The organism is Bacillus sp. FJAT-27225, from assembly GCF_001685025.1.
Classification (GTDB): Bacteria; Bacillota; Bacilli; order Bacillales; family Cytobacillaceae; genus Bacillus_D.
Genome location: NZ_MAYU01000012.1, coordinates 694,917 through 714,626, shown reverse-complemented (window position 1 = coordinate 714,626; position 19,710 = coordinate 694,917). Strand labels below are relative to the sequence as shown.

At 48.2% G+C, this 19,710-nt stretch carries 13 protein-coding genes; 9 read left to right on the top strand and 4 right to left on the bottom strand.

Annotation, left to right across the window (positions count from 1 at the left end):
* Window positions 1-50 precede the first annotated feature (50 nt).
* From A8F94_RS10860 to A8F94_RS25730, 4 genes are all read right to left on the bottom strand, one after another.
* Window positions 51-398: a DUF4181 domain-containing protein gene (locus A8F94_RS10860; protein ID WP_066199641.1), complete on the bottom strand. Its 348-nt coding sequence runs from the start codon at window positions 396-398 to the stop codon at window positions 51-53.
* Window positions 399-457: 59 nt separating this feature from the next.
* The gene (locus A8F94_RS10855) at window positions 458-2,446 is read right to left on the bottom strand and encodes a hypothetical protein (protein ID WP_066199639.1); all 1,989 of its coding nucleotides are present in this window, start codon (window positions 2,444-2,446) and stop codon (window positions 458-460) included.
* 173 nt (window positions 2,447-2,619) lie between these two features.
* Window positions 2,620-3,570: a hypothetical protein gene (locus A8F94_RS10850; protein WP_066199636.1), complete on the bottom strand. Its 951-nt coding sequence runs from the start codon at window positions 3,568-3,570 to the stop codon at window positions 2,620-2,622.
* Window positions 3,563-3,712 (bottom strand): hypothetical protein, encoded by a 150-nt coding sequence (locus tag A8F94_RS25730; protein WP_175384397.1) that lies wholly within the window; start codon window positions 3,710-3,712, stop codon window positions 3,563-3,565. Before A8F94_RS25730 ends, A8F94_RS10850 begins: the two co-directional genes overlap by 8 nt.
* Window positions 3,713-3,885: 173 nt before the next feature.
* Between A8F94_RS25730 and A8F94_RS10845 the strand changes: the two genes are divergently transcribed.
* The 9 genes from A8F94_RS10845 to A8F94_RS10805 all read left to right on the top strand — a co-directional run bounded on the left by A8F94_RS10845 (window position 3,886) and on the right by A8F94_RS10805 (window position 19,504).
* A complete protein-coding gene (locus tag A8F94_RS10845; RefSeq protein WP_066199633.1) occupies window positions 3,886-5,643 on the top strand; it encodes a vWA domain-containing protein in 1,758 nt (585 codons plus the stop codon).
* A gap of 24 nt (window positions 5,644-5,667) precedes the next feature.
* Complete coding sequence (locus tag A8F94_RS10840; protein ID WP_066199630.1) at window positions 5,668-9,066, top strand: tubulin-like doman-containing protein; 3,399 nt, start codon at window positions 5,668-5,670, stop codon at window positions 9,064-9,066.
* A 476-nt stretch (window positions 9,067-9,542) separates the two neighbouring features.
* On the top strand, window positions 9,543-11,909 hold the full coding sequence (locus A8F94_RS10835) for a hypothetical protein (protein ID WP_066199624.1): 2,367 nt from the start codon (window positions 9,543-9,545) through the stop codon (window positions 11,907-11,909).
* A 167-nt stretch (window positions 11,910-12,076) separates the two neighbouring features.
* On the top strand, window positions 12,077-13,351 hold the full coding sequence (locus A8F94_RS10830) for a vWA domain-containing protein (RefSeq protein WP_066199622.1): 1,275 nt from the start codon (window positions 12,077-12,079) through the stop codon (window positions 13,349-13,351).
* A gap of 133 nt (window positions 13,352-13,484) precedes the next feature.
* A complete protein-coding gene (locus A8F94_RS10825) occupies window positions 13,485-14,135 on the top strand; it encodes a hypothetical protein (RefSeq protein WP_066199619.1) in 651 nt (216 codons plus the stop codon).
* Window positions 14,135-15,403, top strand: coding sequence for a TRAFAC clade GTPase domain-containing protein (locus A8F94_RS10820; RefSeq protein WP_066199616.1), 1,269 nt, complete (start codon window positions 14,135-14,137; stop codon window positions 15,401-15,403). The genes A8F94_RS10825 and A8F94_RS10820 overlap by 1 nt, the downstream gene beginning before the upstream one ends.
* Window positions 15,400-17,580 (top strand): GAP1-N2 domain-containing protein, encoded by a 2,181-nt coding sequence (locus A8F94_RS10815; RefSeq protein ID WP_066199613.1) that lies wholly within the window; start codon window positions 15,400-15,402, stop codon window positions 17,578-17,580. Before A8F94_RS10820 ends, A8F94_RS10815 begins: the two co-directional genes overlap by 4 nt.
* Window positions 17,581-17,789: 209 nt before the next feature.
* Window positions 17,790-17,981: a hypothetical protein gene (locus A8F94_RS10810; RefSeq protein WP_066199610.1), complete on the top strand. Its 192-nt coding sequence runs from the start codon at window positions 17,790-17,792 to the stop codon at window positions 17,979-17,981.
* A gap of 344 nt (window positions 17,982-18,325) precedes the next feature.
* The gene (locus tag A8F94_RS10805; protein ID WP_066199606.1) at window positions 18,326-19,504 is read left to right on the top strand and encodes an MASE3 domain-containing protein; all 1,179 of its coding nucleotides are present in this window, start codon (window positions 18,326-18,328) and stop codon (window positions 19,502-19,504) included.
* Window positions 19,505-19,710: the final 206 nt, after the last annotated feature.

Here is a 19,710-nt window from a genome sequence, read left to right as displayed (position 1 = left end):
TAAAATGAAAGAGAGGCTGACCCAATGGGCAGCCTCTCTCTTTATTTTGATTAAATAAACCCCAGCAGGCTCGCGATCCACAGAAACAACAAGAAATTAAACCCAGAGAATAGAGTTAAAAGATATTCCTTGCTTTCCTTTTTATACTTCCATTCCATAAATGTCCGAACCAGCATGGATAATAACACGATGATAATGAAAAATGGCGCTGACCCTTTAAAAAACCATAATCCAATCATAAACAATAGCAGGATTAACCTTTCAATCCTTTTGTGAACAGAATTAATGGGTCTATAAAAACCCCAATCCGCATGGCCAATCTCAAATCGCTTCCGCAGCATCCATTCCACTGTCAGAACAAAGGCGTAAAACCCAAGAACATACATCGCCATCTCCATAGTTCATCACCATTCCCACTGCCGGCTTCTCTGGCCAAATGAAATTTCACTATTCCAGCCTATTCAACTTCCTCAACTACGAGCACCGGAAAGCTGCGCTCCAACAAATTTTCATCCGTAACCTTGGCATTTTTTGTATAGGTGCCTATAAACGTATAGCTCCAGTAGGGGGTCAATTCGCCGTTCCATTGAATTAAAACGTATTCCGACACCCAGTGGCCGAGCTCCTCATCGTACACCTCATTCACCTTTGCCCAGCCGTATCCGTCTTTAACAATCTCGACCGTTTCAGTTAAACGGACCTTCTTTCCCTTATAGCTTGCCAGGTCGACGGCATCAATATCAACATAGTCGACGAGCACCTTATCAAATGCGTAATACCCGTCATAATCGAGTGCAAAGTACGCCCTTTTGCCCTCGCCGTCCCCTGTCGGATTGTCAGCGATCAGCACTTCAGCCGATTCGGCCTTCAGTCCATCTGCTTCAATATCCAGAATCTTCGCCAGGTTTTCGCTTCGCACCTCATATGCAACATAGCGGTTTTCACGAACTTGTGAGCCACTCTCAAAGTAAATCACCGGATTCGGGCCCGAACCAAACGAGGTGGAGAACTGCAGTTTCTTAACTGGAAGCGATACAGGCTCCGAACTGGTCACGACATCCATGCTGACCCTTCGAATTCCCATCGTCCCCGCGCCATCTGAATCTTCGTCCGCATCCGGTATCCCATTCCGGTTCTTATCTTCCTCACTGTCCGGAACTCCATCACCGTCAGAATCTTGATTGCCATCACGAACTCCGTTACCATCCCTGTCCTCATCCGCATCGGCGATTCCATTTCCATCCCAATCGCCATCAACCGCATCTCCGTCAGCAGAACCTCCGCTAATTTTTCCAAAATAAAGAATTCCGCCCTCGGAAATGGCCGCAAGATAGCTGTCCGCTTCAAACCCATTCCTGCCGTCAATGACCGTAACAAACTTTTCATCCGGATACTTTCGCTTCAGAACGCGGATTGGTTCATGAAGATCCCATTCACTCTCAAGTGCCGCGATCTGTTTTGAATAATCCGTCATCACACTGAGCGCCGTATAAATTTCAATCGCTTTCTCATACTTATGATTGCTGGCAAGCTGCCGCGCTGTCCGTTCAAGTCCTGCTAGAGACGAAGCCCTAAATGCAAATGCATTGCTATCCTTCATATCAGCTTCAAGGTCGCTTGAATCCTTGGCGCGGTGAACAAATGTCTTATAGTCCTTCTCATCAAAAGGACCCGTTAGCATCCCAAGCAAAAAGCTGTCCAGCGTATCAAACAGCCACTGCGATTCCAGCTTGAATTCCTTCAGCCTGTCAAACTGGCGCTCGCCCTCCTGGACAGCCGGATAAAACGACTCGGCAGTCAATAGCTTATCAAGCCTTCCGGAAAAGTACGCCGTAAAATTCTTTTCGATAGTGGAAACTTTTTTCGATTCTCCTCCGTAATACGAAGGCGGAATCATTGATAGGCTGTTGAACACAGTCAGCTCTTCATCGGCATGGAGACTGCCCTTGAGCTTCGCGAACAGGCTCTCTATCTGCTTTACAAAATAATTTTTCAAATCCTGATCAAGCTTGGTGTAAGCAATCATCTCGCCAAACATATCAGCTTCGGCAGGCGTCCCATTCTGCCACTTGTTCCGGTGCTCCTGATAGGAGGCTTCCGTTTCAACCAGGCCGGCCAGATTATCATCATCAATATAATCTGCCGCCTGCTCATCCAGTTGTTCCACCATCTCGCGAATCGGCGACAGCTCTGCCAGACGCGTATTGATCACATCATTGTGGTCGCGGACCGACACATTCAGCTTAGCGAGCCGGAATTTCTCCTCGGCCGCACGCATCTTGCCGGCAGCATAAAGCGCATCCGCCTCGTTAAAAGTCGCAATCTTTTCATGCGCGAGGACAATTTTCGACCCTACCCCAACCAGGCAAACAGCCAGGATAATCAGCAGCATGTTCCTTGACAGGCTCATCTTTCTATATGAAGTCAAACGATTACGAAAAGACATTTCCAAGATCCTCTCTTTTTTGGCTAATAGGAAAGTATAAATCTATACTTACCTAACGCATAAGAAAAGCTATGCCATTCGCCAAACATGCGGGCGAATGCCAGCTTTTCTAAAAAAACGGGCCAACGCCCAACTGTTGTATTTTCACCCAGATTCCTACGCGACCCGTCCAGCTACTGCACAGGCACCGCCGTCCTATAGAGTTCCCTGAACTCAGGGTCAAAGCCGAACCTCCGCTCAGCGGTCTGCCGAGCCCTTAGCTTTAACGGACCCCAATTTTCCTCCGGATCAGCTTCCAAAATCCGGCATAGGCGGAGCAGCCGGTCCTTTGGCAAATATTCAAGGAATTCAAGGAGGAACCCGGCGAACTCCTGGATGTACAGCTTTGCCCGAACCGCGGACCCGGCCACATTGATCAGTGCGTCAAGGCCAAAATCCCGCTCAATCTCGTACCGGTAATCGATGAAGTAGCCAATCACATTCCTTGTGACAAGTGAACGGTCAAGCCGGATGGCCTCGAGCGCATAATTCATGAAGTCCTTGTCGTAGGCGGACGGGACGAGAGAGTCAAGCTCAAGCTCCATATCCTTCCGCAGCTCGATGTCATTCAATGCCATGATGCGCCGTATCCGAATTTGGTCATTTTTAATAAAATCGCTGATTTCAGTCAGCTTATCGTAAGCATCGGCAACCCGGTTTTCTCTAATGTCGATCCGTGCCTGTTCGCTGTCGAACATGATGCCGCGCTGAATCCGCAGCGAATCTGACTCAAGCAGTTTCTCGAGCTGTAAATAGTACTCGCTTTTCAGAAACATGGCGGTCATCACCACATACCCAATGCAAAACAGCACCCCGGCAATCAGGCAGTAATAAAGTGAGTCGAGTGTGGTCGAAAAGATGATACCGAGTGATACGAGAATTAAAATCATCGCTGCCTCATTCAGGAGCTTCGTCCGGAATAAGGATCTTGCCAGTTGTTCGGCGTATGTATAGGTTGAACCGCATTTCGGGCACGTCTCATCCTTCAAAACCGAATAGCGGTTGCATTTTTTACACATTTTCAGCTTTTGAAAAAGATGGAGGGTCCGCTTTTTCCCGGAAATCTGGACAGCCTGCTTAGCCATGGAACTCACCTTCATTCAGCTTTTTAACAAGCCGCTCGTCAAGGTCTTGGTAACTGCCTGTCTTTCGCTTGTTTCCAATAAGAATCCAAAGTGTGCGGCCCGCAATCACCAGCAGGAACGCTGTGAAAAATAATTTGTACATGGATTTCCCCCCGCGAAGTGTATCTTTTTTCCGTTTACGTTCGTCTTTTCATTATAGCAATTGTAACCTATATTTCTATTTATTTTCATTGTGGGTAAAATCATCCATTAGTGGTAAAATGGTAAGAAAATACTAGTTTTGTCGAATCTGGACTGCATCGGAGGTTCACGCTTATGTATAAAAAGATTTTCAGCTTAATAGTTGCATTTATCCTTACTGTCGGCATCCTGGCTCAGCCGGCTGCTGCCGAGACTTCCCAAAATCGGATTGAAGGTGTGCTGGTCGTCGACGTTTCCCGTTCGATGCTCGACAGCGACCCCGGGAAAATAAGCAATGAGGCAATGAAGATGTTCATCGATATGTCCTCTCTTGAGGGCGATAAAATTGGTGTTCTTGCCTATACAGACGAGATCATCCGCGAAAAGTCACTTGTCAAAATTAGTTCTGAACAAGACAAGAAAATCCTGAAGGAATTCATTGATTCGGTCGGGCGCTATCCGTTTACAGATATTTCTGTAGGTGTAGGGGAGGCTGTCAATGTTCTCGACGTCGGGCACGAGGATGGTTACGCTCCGCTGATTGTCCTTTTGGCAGACGGAAACAACGACCTCGATGAAAAAAAGCCGAGGACCCTGAAAGATGCCGACGCTGATTTGGAAAAAGCGGTCGAGGCTGCCAAAGCTAAAGGCTACCCCGTCTATACAATTGGCTTGAACGCCGATGGCACGCTTAATAAATCGGTGCTTCAGAACATTGCTAACAGTACTGGCGGAAAATATTTCGAAACGAAAAGTGCTGACAGCCTGCCGGGCATTCTAAGTGAAATTTTTGCAAACCATCTTAAGCTAAAAATTGTCCCTGTCGACCAGTTCACTGCGAACGGCGAATGGCAGGACATCAAAATCAATGTCCCGAACGAAAGCGTTCTTGAGGGGAACATTTCCATCATGTCCTCGAAGCCTGTTGATGTGAAGCTTATCGACCAGTCCGGCAAGGCGGTTAAAATCCCTTCCGACGATGTCGTTTTATCAAAGTCGAAAAGTTATACGATGCTGAAGTTGATCAGGCCGGCTGCAGGCGACTGGACGCTCAGCGTTAAGGGTGTTAAGGAGGACAAAATCGATATCAATCTCGTCTTCAACTATGATCTCGAGCTGACGCTCTCCGCTGCGGGTGCAAAAACGTATAAAAGTGGGGATACGGTCAAATTTGAAGCCTCTTTTATGGACAGCGGAAACAAAGTAGAAGGCAAGGAATTCTATGAACCCATGACAGGTGCGCTCCTGGTCAAAAATACGGATACTGGCAAGACAGAGGAAGTCCCGCTTGCCTCGAGCGATTCGGGCTTTAGCGGTGAATATAAAATCCCGGAAGATGGCAACTATGAGATTGTTGCCAGGGCAGAGGACGCTAGTTTTACAAAAGAAAGCGAGCCTTTGAAACTATCAACAACGAAATCCCAGGCCGCACCTGCAGCCGCAAAACCAGCTCAGCCGGAGGAGCCGTTTCCGTGGATGACTGTACTCCTCGGCGTCCTTGGCGCACTTGTATTGCTTGGGGTGATTTGGTTCCTGATTACGAGGGCAAAGCAAGCAAACCGAGGCTTCAGCGGACAAATGGTTGTGGAGGTCAAGGATGAGGATACAGGCGAGCGTACCAGCCCGCAATACCGGAAACTGAACGTGTTCAAGGGCAGGTTCAAGCTTCATCAGCTGCTGTCACTCGCACCTGAATTCGCGGAGACGAACTCGATTCAGATAAAACCAGGCCCGGGCGACTCACTTGTCCTTATTAACAGTTCAAATGCCACGATTGAAAAAGGCGGGCGTGCGATTGACGCGTCCAAAGGACTGAACATCAGGAAAAATGACCGCCTTCGCATCGTCCTGAAACAAGTCAATAAATCTATTTATCTTGAATATATAAGTTAACCTTCAGACAAAGGGGAGAACATAATGAAAGCTAGCGTTAGAGAGCATATTGAACAGCTTGATGTATCAATGGGCGGCGGAATCGTCTCCGATAAAATACGTGTAGATACGATTGACAATCCGATGCTTGTCATCGGCCTGGGCGGAACCGGAATTGACGCGCTGCTGCGCCTGAAATATCAAATCAACCGCAAATTCAAGCTTCCTCAGGACCCGCTTACGAAAAAGAAAGCCGAGAAACCCGACAATATTGAATACCTGGCCTTTGAAACGAATGAAACGGAAATCAACAAAAAGCACAAAGGCATCGGCCTCGACCCGATCAAGGAATTTGTGCTCCTGTCCAATCCACAGATTGGCGCGACGTTGCAAAGCCGAAGCCTGTTGCCGGCTTACATAACCGACTGGCTTTCACCCGAGCTGACAATCACAGACGGCATTAACGGCGCCTCCGGTGTCCGCCAGGCAGGAAGGCTGCTTCTTTTTACAAAAATCAATCAGGTTGTCCACAGCATCAGCACCAAAATTGAAGCATTGCTTGAAGGAACGAATAAAAAGCTGTATGTGTTCCTGCTGACAGGCTTGTCCGGAGGAACCGGGAGCGGCAGCTATCTCGACATTTCCTATATTGTCCGCGGGATTATTGAAAGGAAATTCGGTCCGGCCGGTGTTGACCGCGTCCATTTGCTCGGCTATTTGTTCACCCCGGACGTCAACCTTGCCCGCCGCGGCCTGAATACGCAGACAAAGGACTATATCCAGAAGAACGGCTTTGCAGCACTTAAGGAGCTGGATTACTGGATGAACGCCGAGGAGCGCAAAGAGCGTTTCCAGGCCCAGTACGGCAGCGCGCTTACGGTGAATTCGTCGATGCCGCCGTTTAACCTGTGCCATTTGATTTCGGCAACGAATATTGACGGCAAGCTTCTTGAAAATGCGTATGACTACTGCATGAATGTGGCGGCCGAGAATATTACCAACTTTATGGCCAACGAAGAAAAAACCGGCGATGAATTTGCCATCCATGACTATATCAGCAACATCAGAACCAACATTGCCAATATGCAAAAGTTGTACCCTGCCAACTATGAGTACAACATTATCGGTGCCTCGCTCGCTGAGATTCCGATTGAGGAAATGACGACATACGTCGGCTATAAGCTTTTTGAAAAAATGAATTCAATGTTCGACGCGAACCCGGACCAGAATGATGTTGACCAGTTCGCAGAGCGCCTGCGAATCGACCCGGATTCCATCCACCGCCGCTTCAATGAGCGCGTGCCGGAACCGCTCTCGGGCTATGAGAACTCAGAACGATTTTCCTATAACAATGTCATCAAGCAAATCGTTAACCTTGATGAGGAATTGACGCGTGATTACTTGGAAAAGGCAAAGGACCAGTATCGGAAATGCACGAAACAGCTACCAGGGGAAATCGTCGAAGAGTTCCGAGCCCAAATGGAGCGCCTTTTCCTTAATCCGAAACAGGGGCCAATCTATGCCTCAAAACTCGTATATTCAAATAAAGGCTTCTGCCTTCTGAAGACGATTCAGGTGTACATTACCGGGCTTCAGGACCGGCTCGCCCGCCTGCCGCGCGATATCCAGGGAGAGCAGGATTATGCGTATGGCCGCTTTGAGGATGCACGGAGCGCGTTTATTTCAAAAGAAAAGAAAAAGAACGCCTATATCGAGGCGAAGCGCAATGAATATTATGCCCGCGCCGACAAGGCCCGCATTGAAGAAATGATCACGTTTTATGAGGATTTGTACCAGCTCCTCAACAACGAGAACAACCGGATTTATGATGTGTACCGCGAAATCCTTGAAACGCTGAAAGGAATTTTCCAAAAGAATGCCGACATCCTGGTGAACGGCCAAGAAGTGAAGACTGCGAACGAGGTTACCTACTATTGGCAGCTTGTGTCTGTTCCTGACGTCGCGCGGGAAATCCAGAGAATGTTTGATTCAAAGGACGGCGAGCAGCTTGTCCGCGAATGGTCGCAAATGCTGGTAGAGCGCTCCGTTAACTGGGTGAAGGAAACGGATATTGATGTCATTGGCTCAATTTCCGAATTTTTATCCGAGCAGTTCGGCGAGCTTATTACAAAGTCGATGGAAGACTTCTTGCGCCTGAAATACGGCGAGGATGAGCCGATTGACAAAATCATTGAGCAAAAAATTGCCCGCCAGCTTGATAATGATGCCTTGCCAGTGTTTGACCTGCAAAACTCGATTGGCAATCTCAACTTCCCGCACTGGGGATTTGTGTCCGTTCCGGCCAAAGCGCCTAACATTTTGAAGGGGATCCGGAATTACCAGCGTGTTGCCTTAAGCCATGCAAGCTTTACGGTAAAAGAAAGTGAATTGAAAAACCGGATTTTCTGGCTAAATACAAAGAACGGAATTCCGCTGTTCGCCTATACGCCGCTTAAAAACTATGAAGCCGCATACGAAAGCACAATCCTTGATAAAGAAGGCATCGGGCGCCACCTTGTCCAGACCGAAAAAGTGAACTGGGCATACTTGCCATCACCAATTCCTGAGCAGTCATGGGGCGATACGTATGAAAATCCAAGGCTTCGCGAATACAACAACCGGATCCGAAATATGTTCGACGAGGCACGCAGATACGGGGCAATTGTCGAGAAGGACATAGATACAAATTCCAGCGCACGCTATGCCTGTGTGTTTACGAAGTCGTTCTCGGTCGAAGCACTGCTTTTTGAAAGCAATATTGACCCCAAACAGCTTGAAAAGACCAGCATTGGCGAGCTGAAGCGCTTTGTTAGGCAGCTTCAGGACTTGTTCAACGGCGGCCTTGCCAAAGAACCTGCGACTGACATCTTTGGCAGCATCAACGAAATGATGGCCAAAGAAAACTTTATCCGCTCGCCGCGCCTAGTCGACCGGATGAAGGAAGAAGTGAAGAAATACCGGGCTCTTGAGGAATTAATTGCCACGCTGTCAGCCTACATTGACAGCCAGCGCAGCCGCGAACAGCTGCTCAAGGAATACATTGAAGCGATGTATACGAAGACAATCCAGAAAAAAGGTGCACTCTACGTCTACGACAAGGAACTTGAAGAAGACCCATGGGAGCCGTTCGCGAACATAATGAGCAACCCTGAATTCGTTGAGTACGAGGTGTTCAAGTCATTCCAGCTTCTTAACGAGCAGCGCAAAACCGCGCTCGTCCGCAAAGCAGCCAGGCGTCGCGATGAACTGACCCAAAGCGAAGATGCCACTGAGCTGATCGCAACCCTGCAAGAGCTCGCCTCCGCATTCGAACGCAACAAAGGCAAGCTAGACTACGAACGCGACGACTACATGGAAGGCGAAGACATGTACACCTTCTACAAAGACACCATGATCACCCTTAACAACATGCTCACCTCCCTAAAAGGAGTTAGCTCTCGTTAAGAGGGACGGTTCTCGATAGCTAATTTGGTAAATTCAGGATAGCGGGGAGCGCCTATATTTTCAGTGGAAAAGGCGTCAAGGACTAAACCCTGTGAGAGGAAAGTAAAAGTGTACTTGAGCAAGGAGTTCAAGGATAAAACAAGCTTCGAGCACAGGAAGTGTCCTGGGCAGATATCAAATATCGAAAAAACTCTTATATAAGATGAACTAAAGAATCTAATATAATTGGAGCGGAAGGCGCGAAGACTCCTGCGGGAGAAAAGGTCAGTGGGAGACCCCGCAGGCGCTCACGCCGAGGAGGCTCCCAGGCCGCCCGCGGAAAGCGAAGCGCCTGAAGCGGAAATCAAATGTAAAACTAATAAGTTCATCTTATCAAAAAGAAAAAATAGAAAGTTATAAACCCAATGGATTAACGGCCGCAACGCACATGCCTTGTGGCCGGCTCCAGTCAAAAAAGAGCAGCAAGGAGGGACAGCATGGACAGGGTGCTTCAGAAATACATAGATGACTATTCAGGCCGGCAGGAAAAACGAAATCGCGCGGAGGATGAACAGCGGAGCATCAACAACCCAGTCATTTTCATGTTTATTGGTGACCAGGCCGGCTGGGCTTTGGAGGCGACAGCCAAAATCAACGATGTGAATTGGCACAATTCCCCTGGTGTAGCGTATTTCCATGCGTATCAGACTAGTCCGGCAAACTACAGGGAAACGGTGTCCGTCAAAATGCCGGGAGCTCCTGAGGACAAAAGGAATGCCAGGCAGGAAGTGTATCAGGCGTTCCACCATGATGAAGCTGTCCTCATTGAGCTGAACCGGTCCTTCCGCATGCTTGCGAACAAGGTTGCTGAGCAGGGAAGGCTGTACACCTCTCTGCAGAAGGTCACTATTTCTGTCGTTACCCATATCGATGATCCGCTGAATGCGCTTGTTCCCGAGCTGACGCTTTTATTCAGGAGCATCCTCAACGATTCGTTTAAGATGGTCGAGGTTGATTTTTTGGGGCTTATAAAAGAAAAGTACGAAGGCGATGACTTTGCAACTTCGCTCGGCATAAGCTTCCTGAAGGAGCTGGACTATTATCAATCCGGAAATTTCAGTTTTGAAAAGGACATCCAGCTTGCCGCAGGTGATTTAAGGCTGCCGGTTAAGCATCAACATGGGTTTCCGCTATTCAATCTTGCTTACCTGCTGAGCGACAAGGACGAAAACGGGCGGATATTGCCCGAAGCAAACTGGAAAAATTGCGAAATCATCTCTTATATCAATCTCTTGAAAAACCGAAAAATCATTGCCGAGTACGATGAACATATGGACTCGTATAACAATGAGCAATTCCGAAAAGCCGTCCAGGGAAATGAACATACGCCTGCATATACGAGCGCTGCTTTTTCCAAGGTAAAACGGCCGAATCGAACAATTGCCCTGCATGCAGCATGGCATTTTTTCAAAATAGCCTCGGATTCGTTCCGGCAAGCGGCCAGCCAGCCTCAGGAGCGGATCCTGAAATTATTTGGACTGGATGAGGAACACCTAAACAGGCTGGTTGCAGAAGTTATGCCAGGCAGGGAAATCCTCGCCGATATGGAGTCGATCTTAATCCAGCTGCCTGGCTCATATTCTGCTATCAAACGGCTGACCGTCCTTGATGCAGAGGAAGAGATAGCCGGAGAGGCAGCCCGCAGGTTTTTTACCGCAAATGTTGAAACACCGCTTCGTGATACCCTCGCAGAAAAGGATTTTGCGGCCCGGCTGAATGCCAGGATTGATAGCAGTATTGTCGATAACAACAGTTATGGCCTGTATTGCGCCTACAGCTGGACGAGTGAGGAAAACGAAGAAGGTGCACTAAGGGCAGTAAGAAAGCTGATAAGCTCAACAAGGCGTCAGGCGGAGGAGGCGGGCTACAGAGTCTCGGAGCTTTACATGCAAACGGTGGACATGAGTGATTTCAAGAAAATCCACCTCCCATTTTCGGATAAAAAGAACATCAGAAATTTCATTGAGTACCTATATAGCGCTATTTACGGGGCAAAGCTTGCGGAGGCTGCCCTAAACGCAAGGCTTGAGATTCTAACCCAATATGAGGAAGCGTTGATTGGAAAAAACAGGCAGCTTGCGAGAACCATGGCCCTGCTAAACGAAGCCGGCCAAATCTTGTCCGAAGCTGCTAATGATAGCCTTCATGAAGCCGACCAATACCTTGGAAAAAATGTTCCTGAATACTATGAAACAGTTGTAGGAGCAGTCGTGAAAAGGCTGAAGGAAAGAAGGGGAACTTCATTCCTTGCCCAGGAGCGCTTCTTCGGCAAGTTGGAGGAGGGACTGGAAGCATTCATGGCGAGGCTTCTGGCTATCTGTTCGGACGAAATTCTAACTGAAGACGAATTCCATCGCGGCTTCGAGGACGAGTTGCTGGAGCGGGCAAATGCAAAGACTGAATATGGGAATCGGGATATCTTGTCAAAGGAAGATTTATTTAAAGAGCTATACAGGCGCTTGCTTTCCCAATCGTCCGTCCAGATTGAGCTGCAATCAATGACGCCTCATCAATACGAGGAAAAATACTTCTTCGGTGACTTTTACTCAAACTTCGTCAAGTACGCGGTCGGTAAGGAAAGTGACCTTCGCCAATACAAGGTTGGCTGCATTCATCAGAAAAAGAGCAGCGGCATCGCAAAGCTGTCCCTGTTAGGCGGTTTTCGTTCATCTGATCTCATGTATTGGCGGAACAATATGAAGTACTATGATGGCTATCGGAAAATGGGCTTCGGGCTGCATCCGGATTATTTGGCGGAAACGGTGGCCAAGGAAGGCGAAAATCAGACGGCCACTGAAGCTTAGATAAGCGAAATCGCAATCAAACGGCTTACTATACTAGGTAGAGATTAGGCTTAAAATGAGCCTTGCCAACACAACCCGGCTAAACAAATCTTAATACTGTCACAAAGTAAACTATACATCCACCCCGGCGCAGCCGGAATCTTTGAAAAGCAGGGAGACTAGCAATCATGCACATTCGTAAATTCAGCTTATTGCTGCTCATCTTTAGCATCGCGGCTGGCATAGCCGGTACGGTTGCCGGGGAATTCATTCTGGCCGGCCTTTACGGAGTTGTACCGAGCCCGATTCTGATTGGCATCTATTTTGGCGTGCTTGCCCTGCTTGTCGGGCTTTTCGCGCTGCTTGCCGAACTAATTTCACCCGTGGTTAATGGCCGGGGCTGGCGCACTGAATACGCCGGCTTCTCCTGGAAAGTGCTCGTACCCGCGACGTTTATCCTATTATTTTTAGCAGGAACACTCTTTCAATTCTTGTATTCAATCAATTTATCAAAACAAATGCCTCCTGATGACATTGTTGTTGCCCTCGACATTTCCGAGAGCATGCTTAATACAGACCCTGACCGCAAAAGCTTCAAGGCTGCACAGAATTTGATTTCCACCATGAAGGATACCCACCGGGCAGCGGTCATTTCCTTCAATGACGAGGCAGCCGTTACTCAGCAGATGTTCCCAATTTCGGACAGCGGCGCACGGGCCGAAGCAGTGGAACGGATTGGCGAGCTTCAAGCAGTCGGTGAAACGAATATTGAAGCAGCGCTGGCGGCCGCAATGGATGAGATTAAGGCAAATGAAGAAAGCGGCAGGAAGCCGATGGTCATCCTGTTTTCGGACGGTTACAGCAAAGTGAATCTTCCTTCAGCATTGAAGCCGTATAAGGATGCGGATATTGCTGTGAACACGATCGGCATGAGCCGCTTTGACATTGAAGGCTCCGGACTTCTCCGGGATATTTCTGCTGAAACCGGCGGAGCTTATTATGACGTACGAAATGCCGATGAACTTTCGAACGTTTTTGAAACGATTTATTTGAACAACGCCGACCGGCTGCTCGTTGACGAAAGGCGCGGACCGCTTCTTGACAGCACCTGGCTTTCGGTGCTCAGAGTCCTGTTTTACACATTGATTGGCGGCCTGATCGGACTTGCGCTAGGCGCTGTGTTTGACAACCGCTTTCTTGCTAAAAGCTTTACGCTGTCCGGACTCGGCTGCGGACTGCTCGCTGGACTTTTGGTGGAAATCGGGTTCAAACTCATCCCGGAAACAGGAATTTTCATCAGGCTCGCATCGAATATCCTGCTGGCCATCGTAGCAGGATTCGGAACACTGATCATCCCTGTCCGGGAAAAATTCAGCAGCGGCTCACTGATGCGCCGCGGCGGCCCGGATATACACGACAAAAGCTATGGCGTGCAAGGCGGACATGAACGGAAGGGGTTTTAGTGGAAACGAGACCCTCATTCAAGAAAACGGAACGGTTCATCAGCTGAATAAACAGGCGTTGCGAGCGTAGCCACATTCATGCAAGGGCCGGAAAAAGTTTCAAATACCGCCTACCCAAAAAAGGAGGACCACTATGATTTGGGCCGAGATCCCATCAACGGAATATGAAATCTACAACCTGCAGCACGAACTCCGTGACGGGGAGCTCGTTCTGACCTGGCAGTGGCCGAAAGGGATTGACTTCGTCTACATTTACAAGGCAAACACCGAAGCCGCACTTCCCGCCGAAGATTTAACCGAACAACACCTTAAGCTGTATACCCGAGAAGAGTACAAAGCGAGGAAAGCTTATACAACAAAGGCAGACACCATTGGCAGATACATAGTGCGGATATTCCCCGCCATTAAGACGGAAGGTACGCTGCAGCTGCTTAAGCAGGAAAATGACCGGAATACACTCACATTCACATCCGGAAAAGCGAAGATTTACTATTCGATTCACTATAAACGAAAGCTGTTCAGTTCGAGAAAACAGGCGCAGATTGTCATAAGGGCCGAGGTCCCAGTCTCGAGGGACTCCATCTGTTATGTAAAAAAAAGCGGGGAACCGCCTGCTTCCCTCCAAGATGGCAGAGTCTATACGTTTCAGCATGATTTCGAGCCAGGGCTCAACCCGCAGCCGGAAATCCCGCTGGACAAACATGATTATATTCGTATCTTTTTTACAAATGGCAAACAATCGGCGCAGCATTTCGAGCTGATACCGGAACAGGGGGAGAACTGATGATTGGAAAATTAAAAGAACTGTTTGGCGGAAAGAAGGCAGTCAAGGAACGGCCCGCCTATTATGATATTGTCTGCCCGTACTGCTTTTCAAAGTTCCATCCGGAAAAGGTCGTCTTCCGGGCCGCCCATCACCGGACAGACGATGAAGCGTATATGCTCCAGGAAGACGAACTCTTGAGCGACTACAGGGAAAAATTCCAGCTCGACCGGACTGGCGACATGGAAGCTGTCATCAACCCGGCAACCATCCCCCAGGAAAATAAAATCTACACAGACAACGTCCTGACCGGGATTTCCGACAAATACAGTGTTGTGACAAGGAAACGCCTCTGCCCGAACTGCCACAACAACCTGCCATCAACGGCCGGAAAATTCCCAAGCAATATTGTCTCGTTCGTCGGGGCCACGTCCGTCGGCAAATCGGTTTACCTGGCATCGCTCATCCATACAATCCAGAATACAACAGCGAGGAATTTCAATGCTGCCTGTATTCCGCTTGATAATAAAATTAGCGAGCGCTTCAGGAATAATTATGAACTCCCGCTTTTTGAGGAGGGTGAACTGCTTACTTCGACCCGCTCGACCCAACGGCAGGAGCCGCTTATTTTTCAATTCAAATTCAAGGATGACACGAAAGCCCCGCTGACGCTTGTATTCTTTGACGTTGCCGGTGAGGCAATGACCGATACCGACTACATGGAACTTCATGCCGCCCATATTAAAAACTCGGCAGGTATCCTGTTCCTCGTCGACCCGATGCAAATCCGCTCGATTCGCAGCAGGCTGCTTTTTAAAATGGGTGAAAACCCTGGCGAAGTCGTCGCACAGGGTGCAGACCCGCGCGATGTTGCGATTTCGCTTTATGAAAATTTCATTTCCCACGAGGATAATGGCAAGACCGGCATCCCGACAGCAGTTGTCCTCACCAAAAGCGATCTCCTTCATGCCCTGAAGGAAGAGGATGGCGACTATATTCGCCCGAACAGCAATGTATTCCGGAATGTCGTTCACAGAGATTTCCTTAACTTGGACGAATATGAAAATATCAATGGCGAGGTCCGCCGCTTTCTCGAAGAGGTTGACAGTCCGTTTGTCGATACGATGGACGTCTATTTCAATGAAGCCTCTTATTTCGCGGTGTCCGCGCTTGGCAGCAATCCAATCGACCAGCAGGTCACCGGGGTCATCAACCCGATCAGGGTCGATGAGCCGTTCGTCTGGCTTCTTCATAAGCTGGGCTATATTGAAGGAGGCCGCAGTCAATGATTCAGCAGCAATACTACACTCGAGCGCGAGGAGGCATCTTTTTAAAATCGGATGGGTATGACACCGTCTCGATTTCACCAAGCCTTGATAAGAACTTTGTTAAAAAGACCATCCATTCGTTCTGTACATACGACCCGCCCGCAGCCCTGGCAAGACGGCGGGAAAAAGATACAACCCTTTATCCGGAAATCATCACCTTTTTCCAGCCCGAAACAGGGGAGATCGTGATTGGAAAATCTGTCTATGTGCCAGCTGATTTTACCGGCCAGCGCAGCACCTACTTTGTCCATAACTATGTTGTTCCCAGGAGCGAAAAGGAGATTTTTATCGAAAAACCGGAAAAGCTTTTCAGGGCCAAGGGGTTCCAGACCAACTACTCTGCGGACTACCCGCTCGAGCTCGCTGAACTGTTCGATATTCCGTGTGAAGAAGGAGACGCCATTTCCGAACGAGAAAGTCTGTTCTCGGCACTTGGACTGAACGACCAGCTTTTCAAAGAGCTGCTGTTTGCTGTTTTTTCAGCTGCAACAGGCAAGAAGAAAGTGTTTATTTCACTCGGCTGTGACGTCCGTGAGTATGCCCGCTATGGAATGAAGCTGCTTGAGCTGATTGCCCACTACCTTCCCTATCCAGTCCGGAGAAGGCTTGGAGCAACCACTTATTCAAGCGCGGCCGAAAGCAGGAAGTACATACATGTTTCTTTTATTGAAAGGGACATCCTGAACAGCAACAGCCCTGAGCTCGACAAGCAGTACCTGTTCGACCTCGCTGCAGGAAGCGTAACCGGTGTCAACATCAGCGGCCAGACCCATGAATTTCTTGAACTCGCATCGGCCTACGAGAAATCAGGCCGGAGTATGGATGAGTTCTTTGCTTTTTGTGAAAAAGCACTCTCAGGGCTTGTCCCGAACGAAGAGCTCGAAATGGCCAACTATTACAGCCTGGCTGCAATCTATGCGGACTATAAAAATCAAAACACCTTTTATTATAAAAGAAATCGTCGTGGCATGCTTTCGGCGCTCCTTCACTTCCTGTCTGCCGAAACAGAAAGGAAGCGGGAACTACTAATGATGTTCCCTGCATTGCTTGCATTCGAAAAACGGGCGGAAGACCATGAGGATGCGCCGCAAATCCTGCGCCTGGCACTGGATTTTTCAGGGCACATCCACCATCACGCCGTTGAGCAATTCATTGTCGATACGCTTCAATATCATCTTGGAAAACCGTCCATTTCCGGCCTATGGTCGGTGCTTGAACAGGATTCTGTCTATTTAAGCGGGCTGCTGAACCATTTTGATGAAGAAAATCTCGAGGAGCATCTCGCTTCCTACTTATCAGGCCGGTTCGGCCCGCTCACAAGGCTTGAGGATATTCTAAATCAATTGAGGAATACGCTTGAATTGGCGCCGCCACTTGCAGAGAGTCCGGTAATGGCGGGATGGGTACTGAACAAACTGGGTGACGTTCTGGAAGGTGCGCGTACACCGTTTGACACAGTAATTGAGACAATTCGTTTTGTTCAGGAAATGAAGCAATCCATCGGCGGCATCTCAAGGTTTACGGAGCAGGTCGAAGAATTTATGCTGCAAAACCTGCTGCAAGCGATTGATTCCCGGAAGGTTACCATTAAAGAAATTGAGCAATTTACACTATTGTTTGGCCAGAAGCCGCCTTCCTACAAAAAGGAACTCAACAGCGAACTAATGTCAAAAGTCAGCATTTTGGAAGTCCTCTCAGCAGTGATAAGGAGGGACATCAGCGATTTTGACAAGCTCTCCTGGAAGGAACAGGAGCAAGCGAGGGAAGCGCTCCGGAACATTCTTTCAAAGAAGATGGGCAAAGCAGACTTTCCTCTCGTAGCCCTTGCTTTCGATGCAGACGGAGTTCCTATTTTTGCAGACATGCTCCGCTTCATCAGTAAGCAAGCCAACAACGAATTAACAATGGACTTTATCCATTGGGCTGTCTTCCAGTATAGGGACAATGAAGCCCTCCTGCTTGTCCTGAAAAACTATCTTTCCCGTGAAGGAAATCCGATATGGGAAAACAAGGAATACCGCAGCCGCCTGAAAAAAATCCGCCAACTAAAATTCAGGGACCTTATTAAAGAAATCGAGTATGAAAAAGCGAATGCTGTCGGAAAAATCTTCAAGAGACTTGGCTCAAAGCTTCGCTAATAAAGGGGCCGTCCGCTTTCATGAGGGACGGCCTTTCTTATGGGAAATTTTCCGATGTATGGAAGCCGTAAAGCTTTCTTCTCCGCCTCCTGAACAATTCGTATACCAGAGACATCCCACTCCCCGACAACGTTCCGAAAAAATTCACATCCACCAAATCTCCTTCCGGATATAATGGAGAAACAAGCATCTAAGGAAGGAACACATCCATGAAAAAGAAGCCACTTATCCTCGCTGCATTTCTCCTGGCAGCAGCAGCCGCACTTTTTATAATAAAATCCAATACCCTTCTCCTCGATTCAAAAGCTTCGGCTGAGATGGATATTCGTGATTATCCGTATGATGCCAATTATTCCGATCCCAAAACCCTTGTCCGAGCAGCTGATACTATTTTTTCATAGGAGAGGTCCTTGAGATGGCGGGTACTGGATTATGCAGCTTACGGACGTGAAACAATAACGACCGAGCAACAGAAGTTGACCCGAATTGAGGAAATCCGAGCATTATTGGATGAATAAAACTATATTAAAATAATCAAAATTTCAGATTCCTAAACGTTTTCTTTAAGCAGTTTCCAACCTCATACACAAAAAAACGCTAAACTAATGGGCACTATTGCAAACATGGAAACTAGAACATCATTCCAAATTTTTCAAAATTCATAAAGATGCTATATTCTCAAACGTTTGTACGTCATTCCAACCTTTATAATGAAAGAAAACCAGCCCACGGGGAGGTGGCAAGTTTGAAAAATTCATTAGCCGAAACCAGATTTCTCACCTATGCAACCGCAGCAATCGTCGCATTGATGATGATTCACGTCTTCCACCCGCAGCTCTCGGAAATTTATGACCCAGTCAACTATGTTTCTTTCCATACCGTCCTGGAATTTTTCAGTATCGCTGTGTCAATGACCATCTTCCTGTACTGCTGGAAAACATACGAGAAAAGCAAATCCATGGCCGCACTCTGGCTCATGTTCACCTTTTACACAGTCGGGCTTGTCGATTTGTTCCATACGCTGACCTTCAAAGGCATGCCATTCTTCATCACCGAAAGCTCCGTCCAAAAGGCAACCTATTTCTGGATTGCAGGGAGGGCGCTTGAGGCCGGGCTTATGGTCATAATCATGCTCATGAAAGACCGGAAGCTGACCCGGGACTGGCGCTGGCCAACTGTAGCGGCGTCACTCGCGACAACCGCTCTTATCACACTATTTGTTTTTACATTTGAACAGTCGCTGCCCCAGCTGGTCATTGAAGGCCGGGGTACAACGCCACTCAAAAATATACTCGAATACATCATTTCTTCTATGCATCTAGCGGCACTTGTCATTTGCCTGTACAAATATTATCTGAACAAACATACAGTTTACCTGAACCTTGGAATGGCGTTCACCCTGTTGTTCCTGTCCGAACTCATTTTCACCGTCTACCGGAGCGTGTTCGACCTCGACAACTTCTCAGGGCACATCTTCAAGGTGCTCGGCTACTATTTCATTCTTAAAGGAGTCTATGAAATCCTTCTGCCAATAGATGAATACAAACAGGAAGCCGCTGCAGCGGAATCAATCATTAAGAAAAACCCGGGCGCTGTCTTCTCTTTTACAAAAAAAGATGGCATCTTCACTATTACGTATATCGAGGGCGGATTAATCCGCGAGTTCGGCTTCCCTCCGAGCCAATTGCCCGGAACCCCCGTCGAGGATCTGCTTCCGGCCACAGGCGGTGAAATCATGGATTACTGCACCTCCAGCTGGGACTATTCCGAAAGCCATACTTTCATGGTCCAAATCAAACACCGTTATTACATGATCTCGCTCACACCGGTAATCGAGGAGGGTGCCACCATCGAAATTACCGGAGCGGTCTCGGAAATAACCCAATTTATCAACCAGAGCACCAAACAGAAACAAGCCCTTTAACCCCTTCCTTTTGGAAAAATGGGCCTACGCTCCAAGCCTGCATACAGAAATTACCTTTGACAGAGAAGAGCGAGGGCTTTATCATTGTATAGTCATTTAAAGCAGTGCCTATTGTCCGCATACGCCATCGAGTTTGGCACAGATGTGCCTCCTGGCTTACTCTGGGAGCGCCATCCACATTGATAGCGCACTGATTTGGGCATATG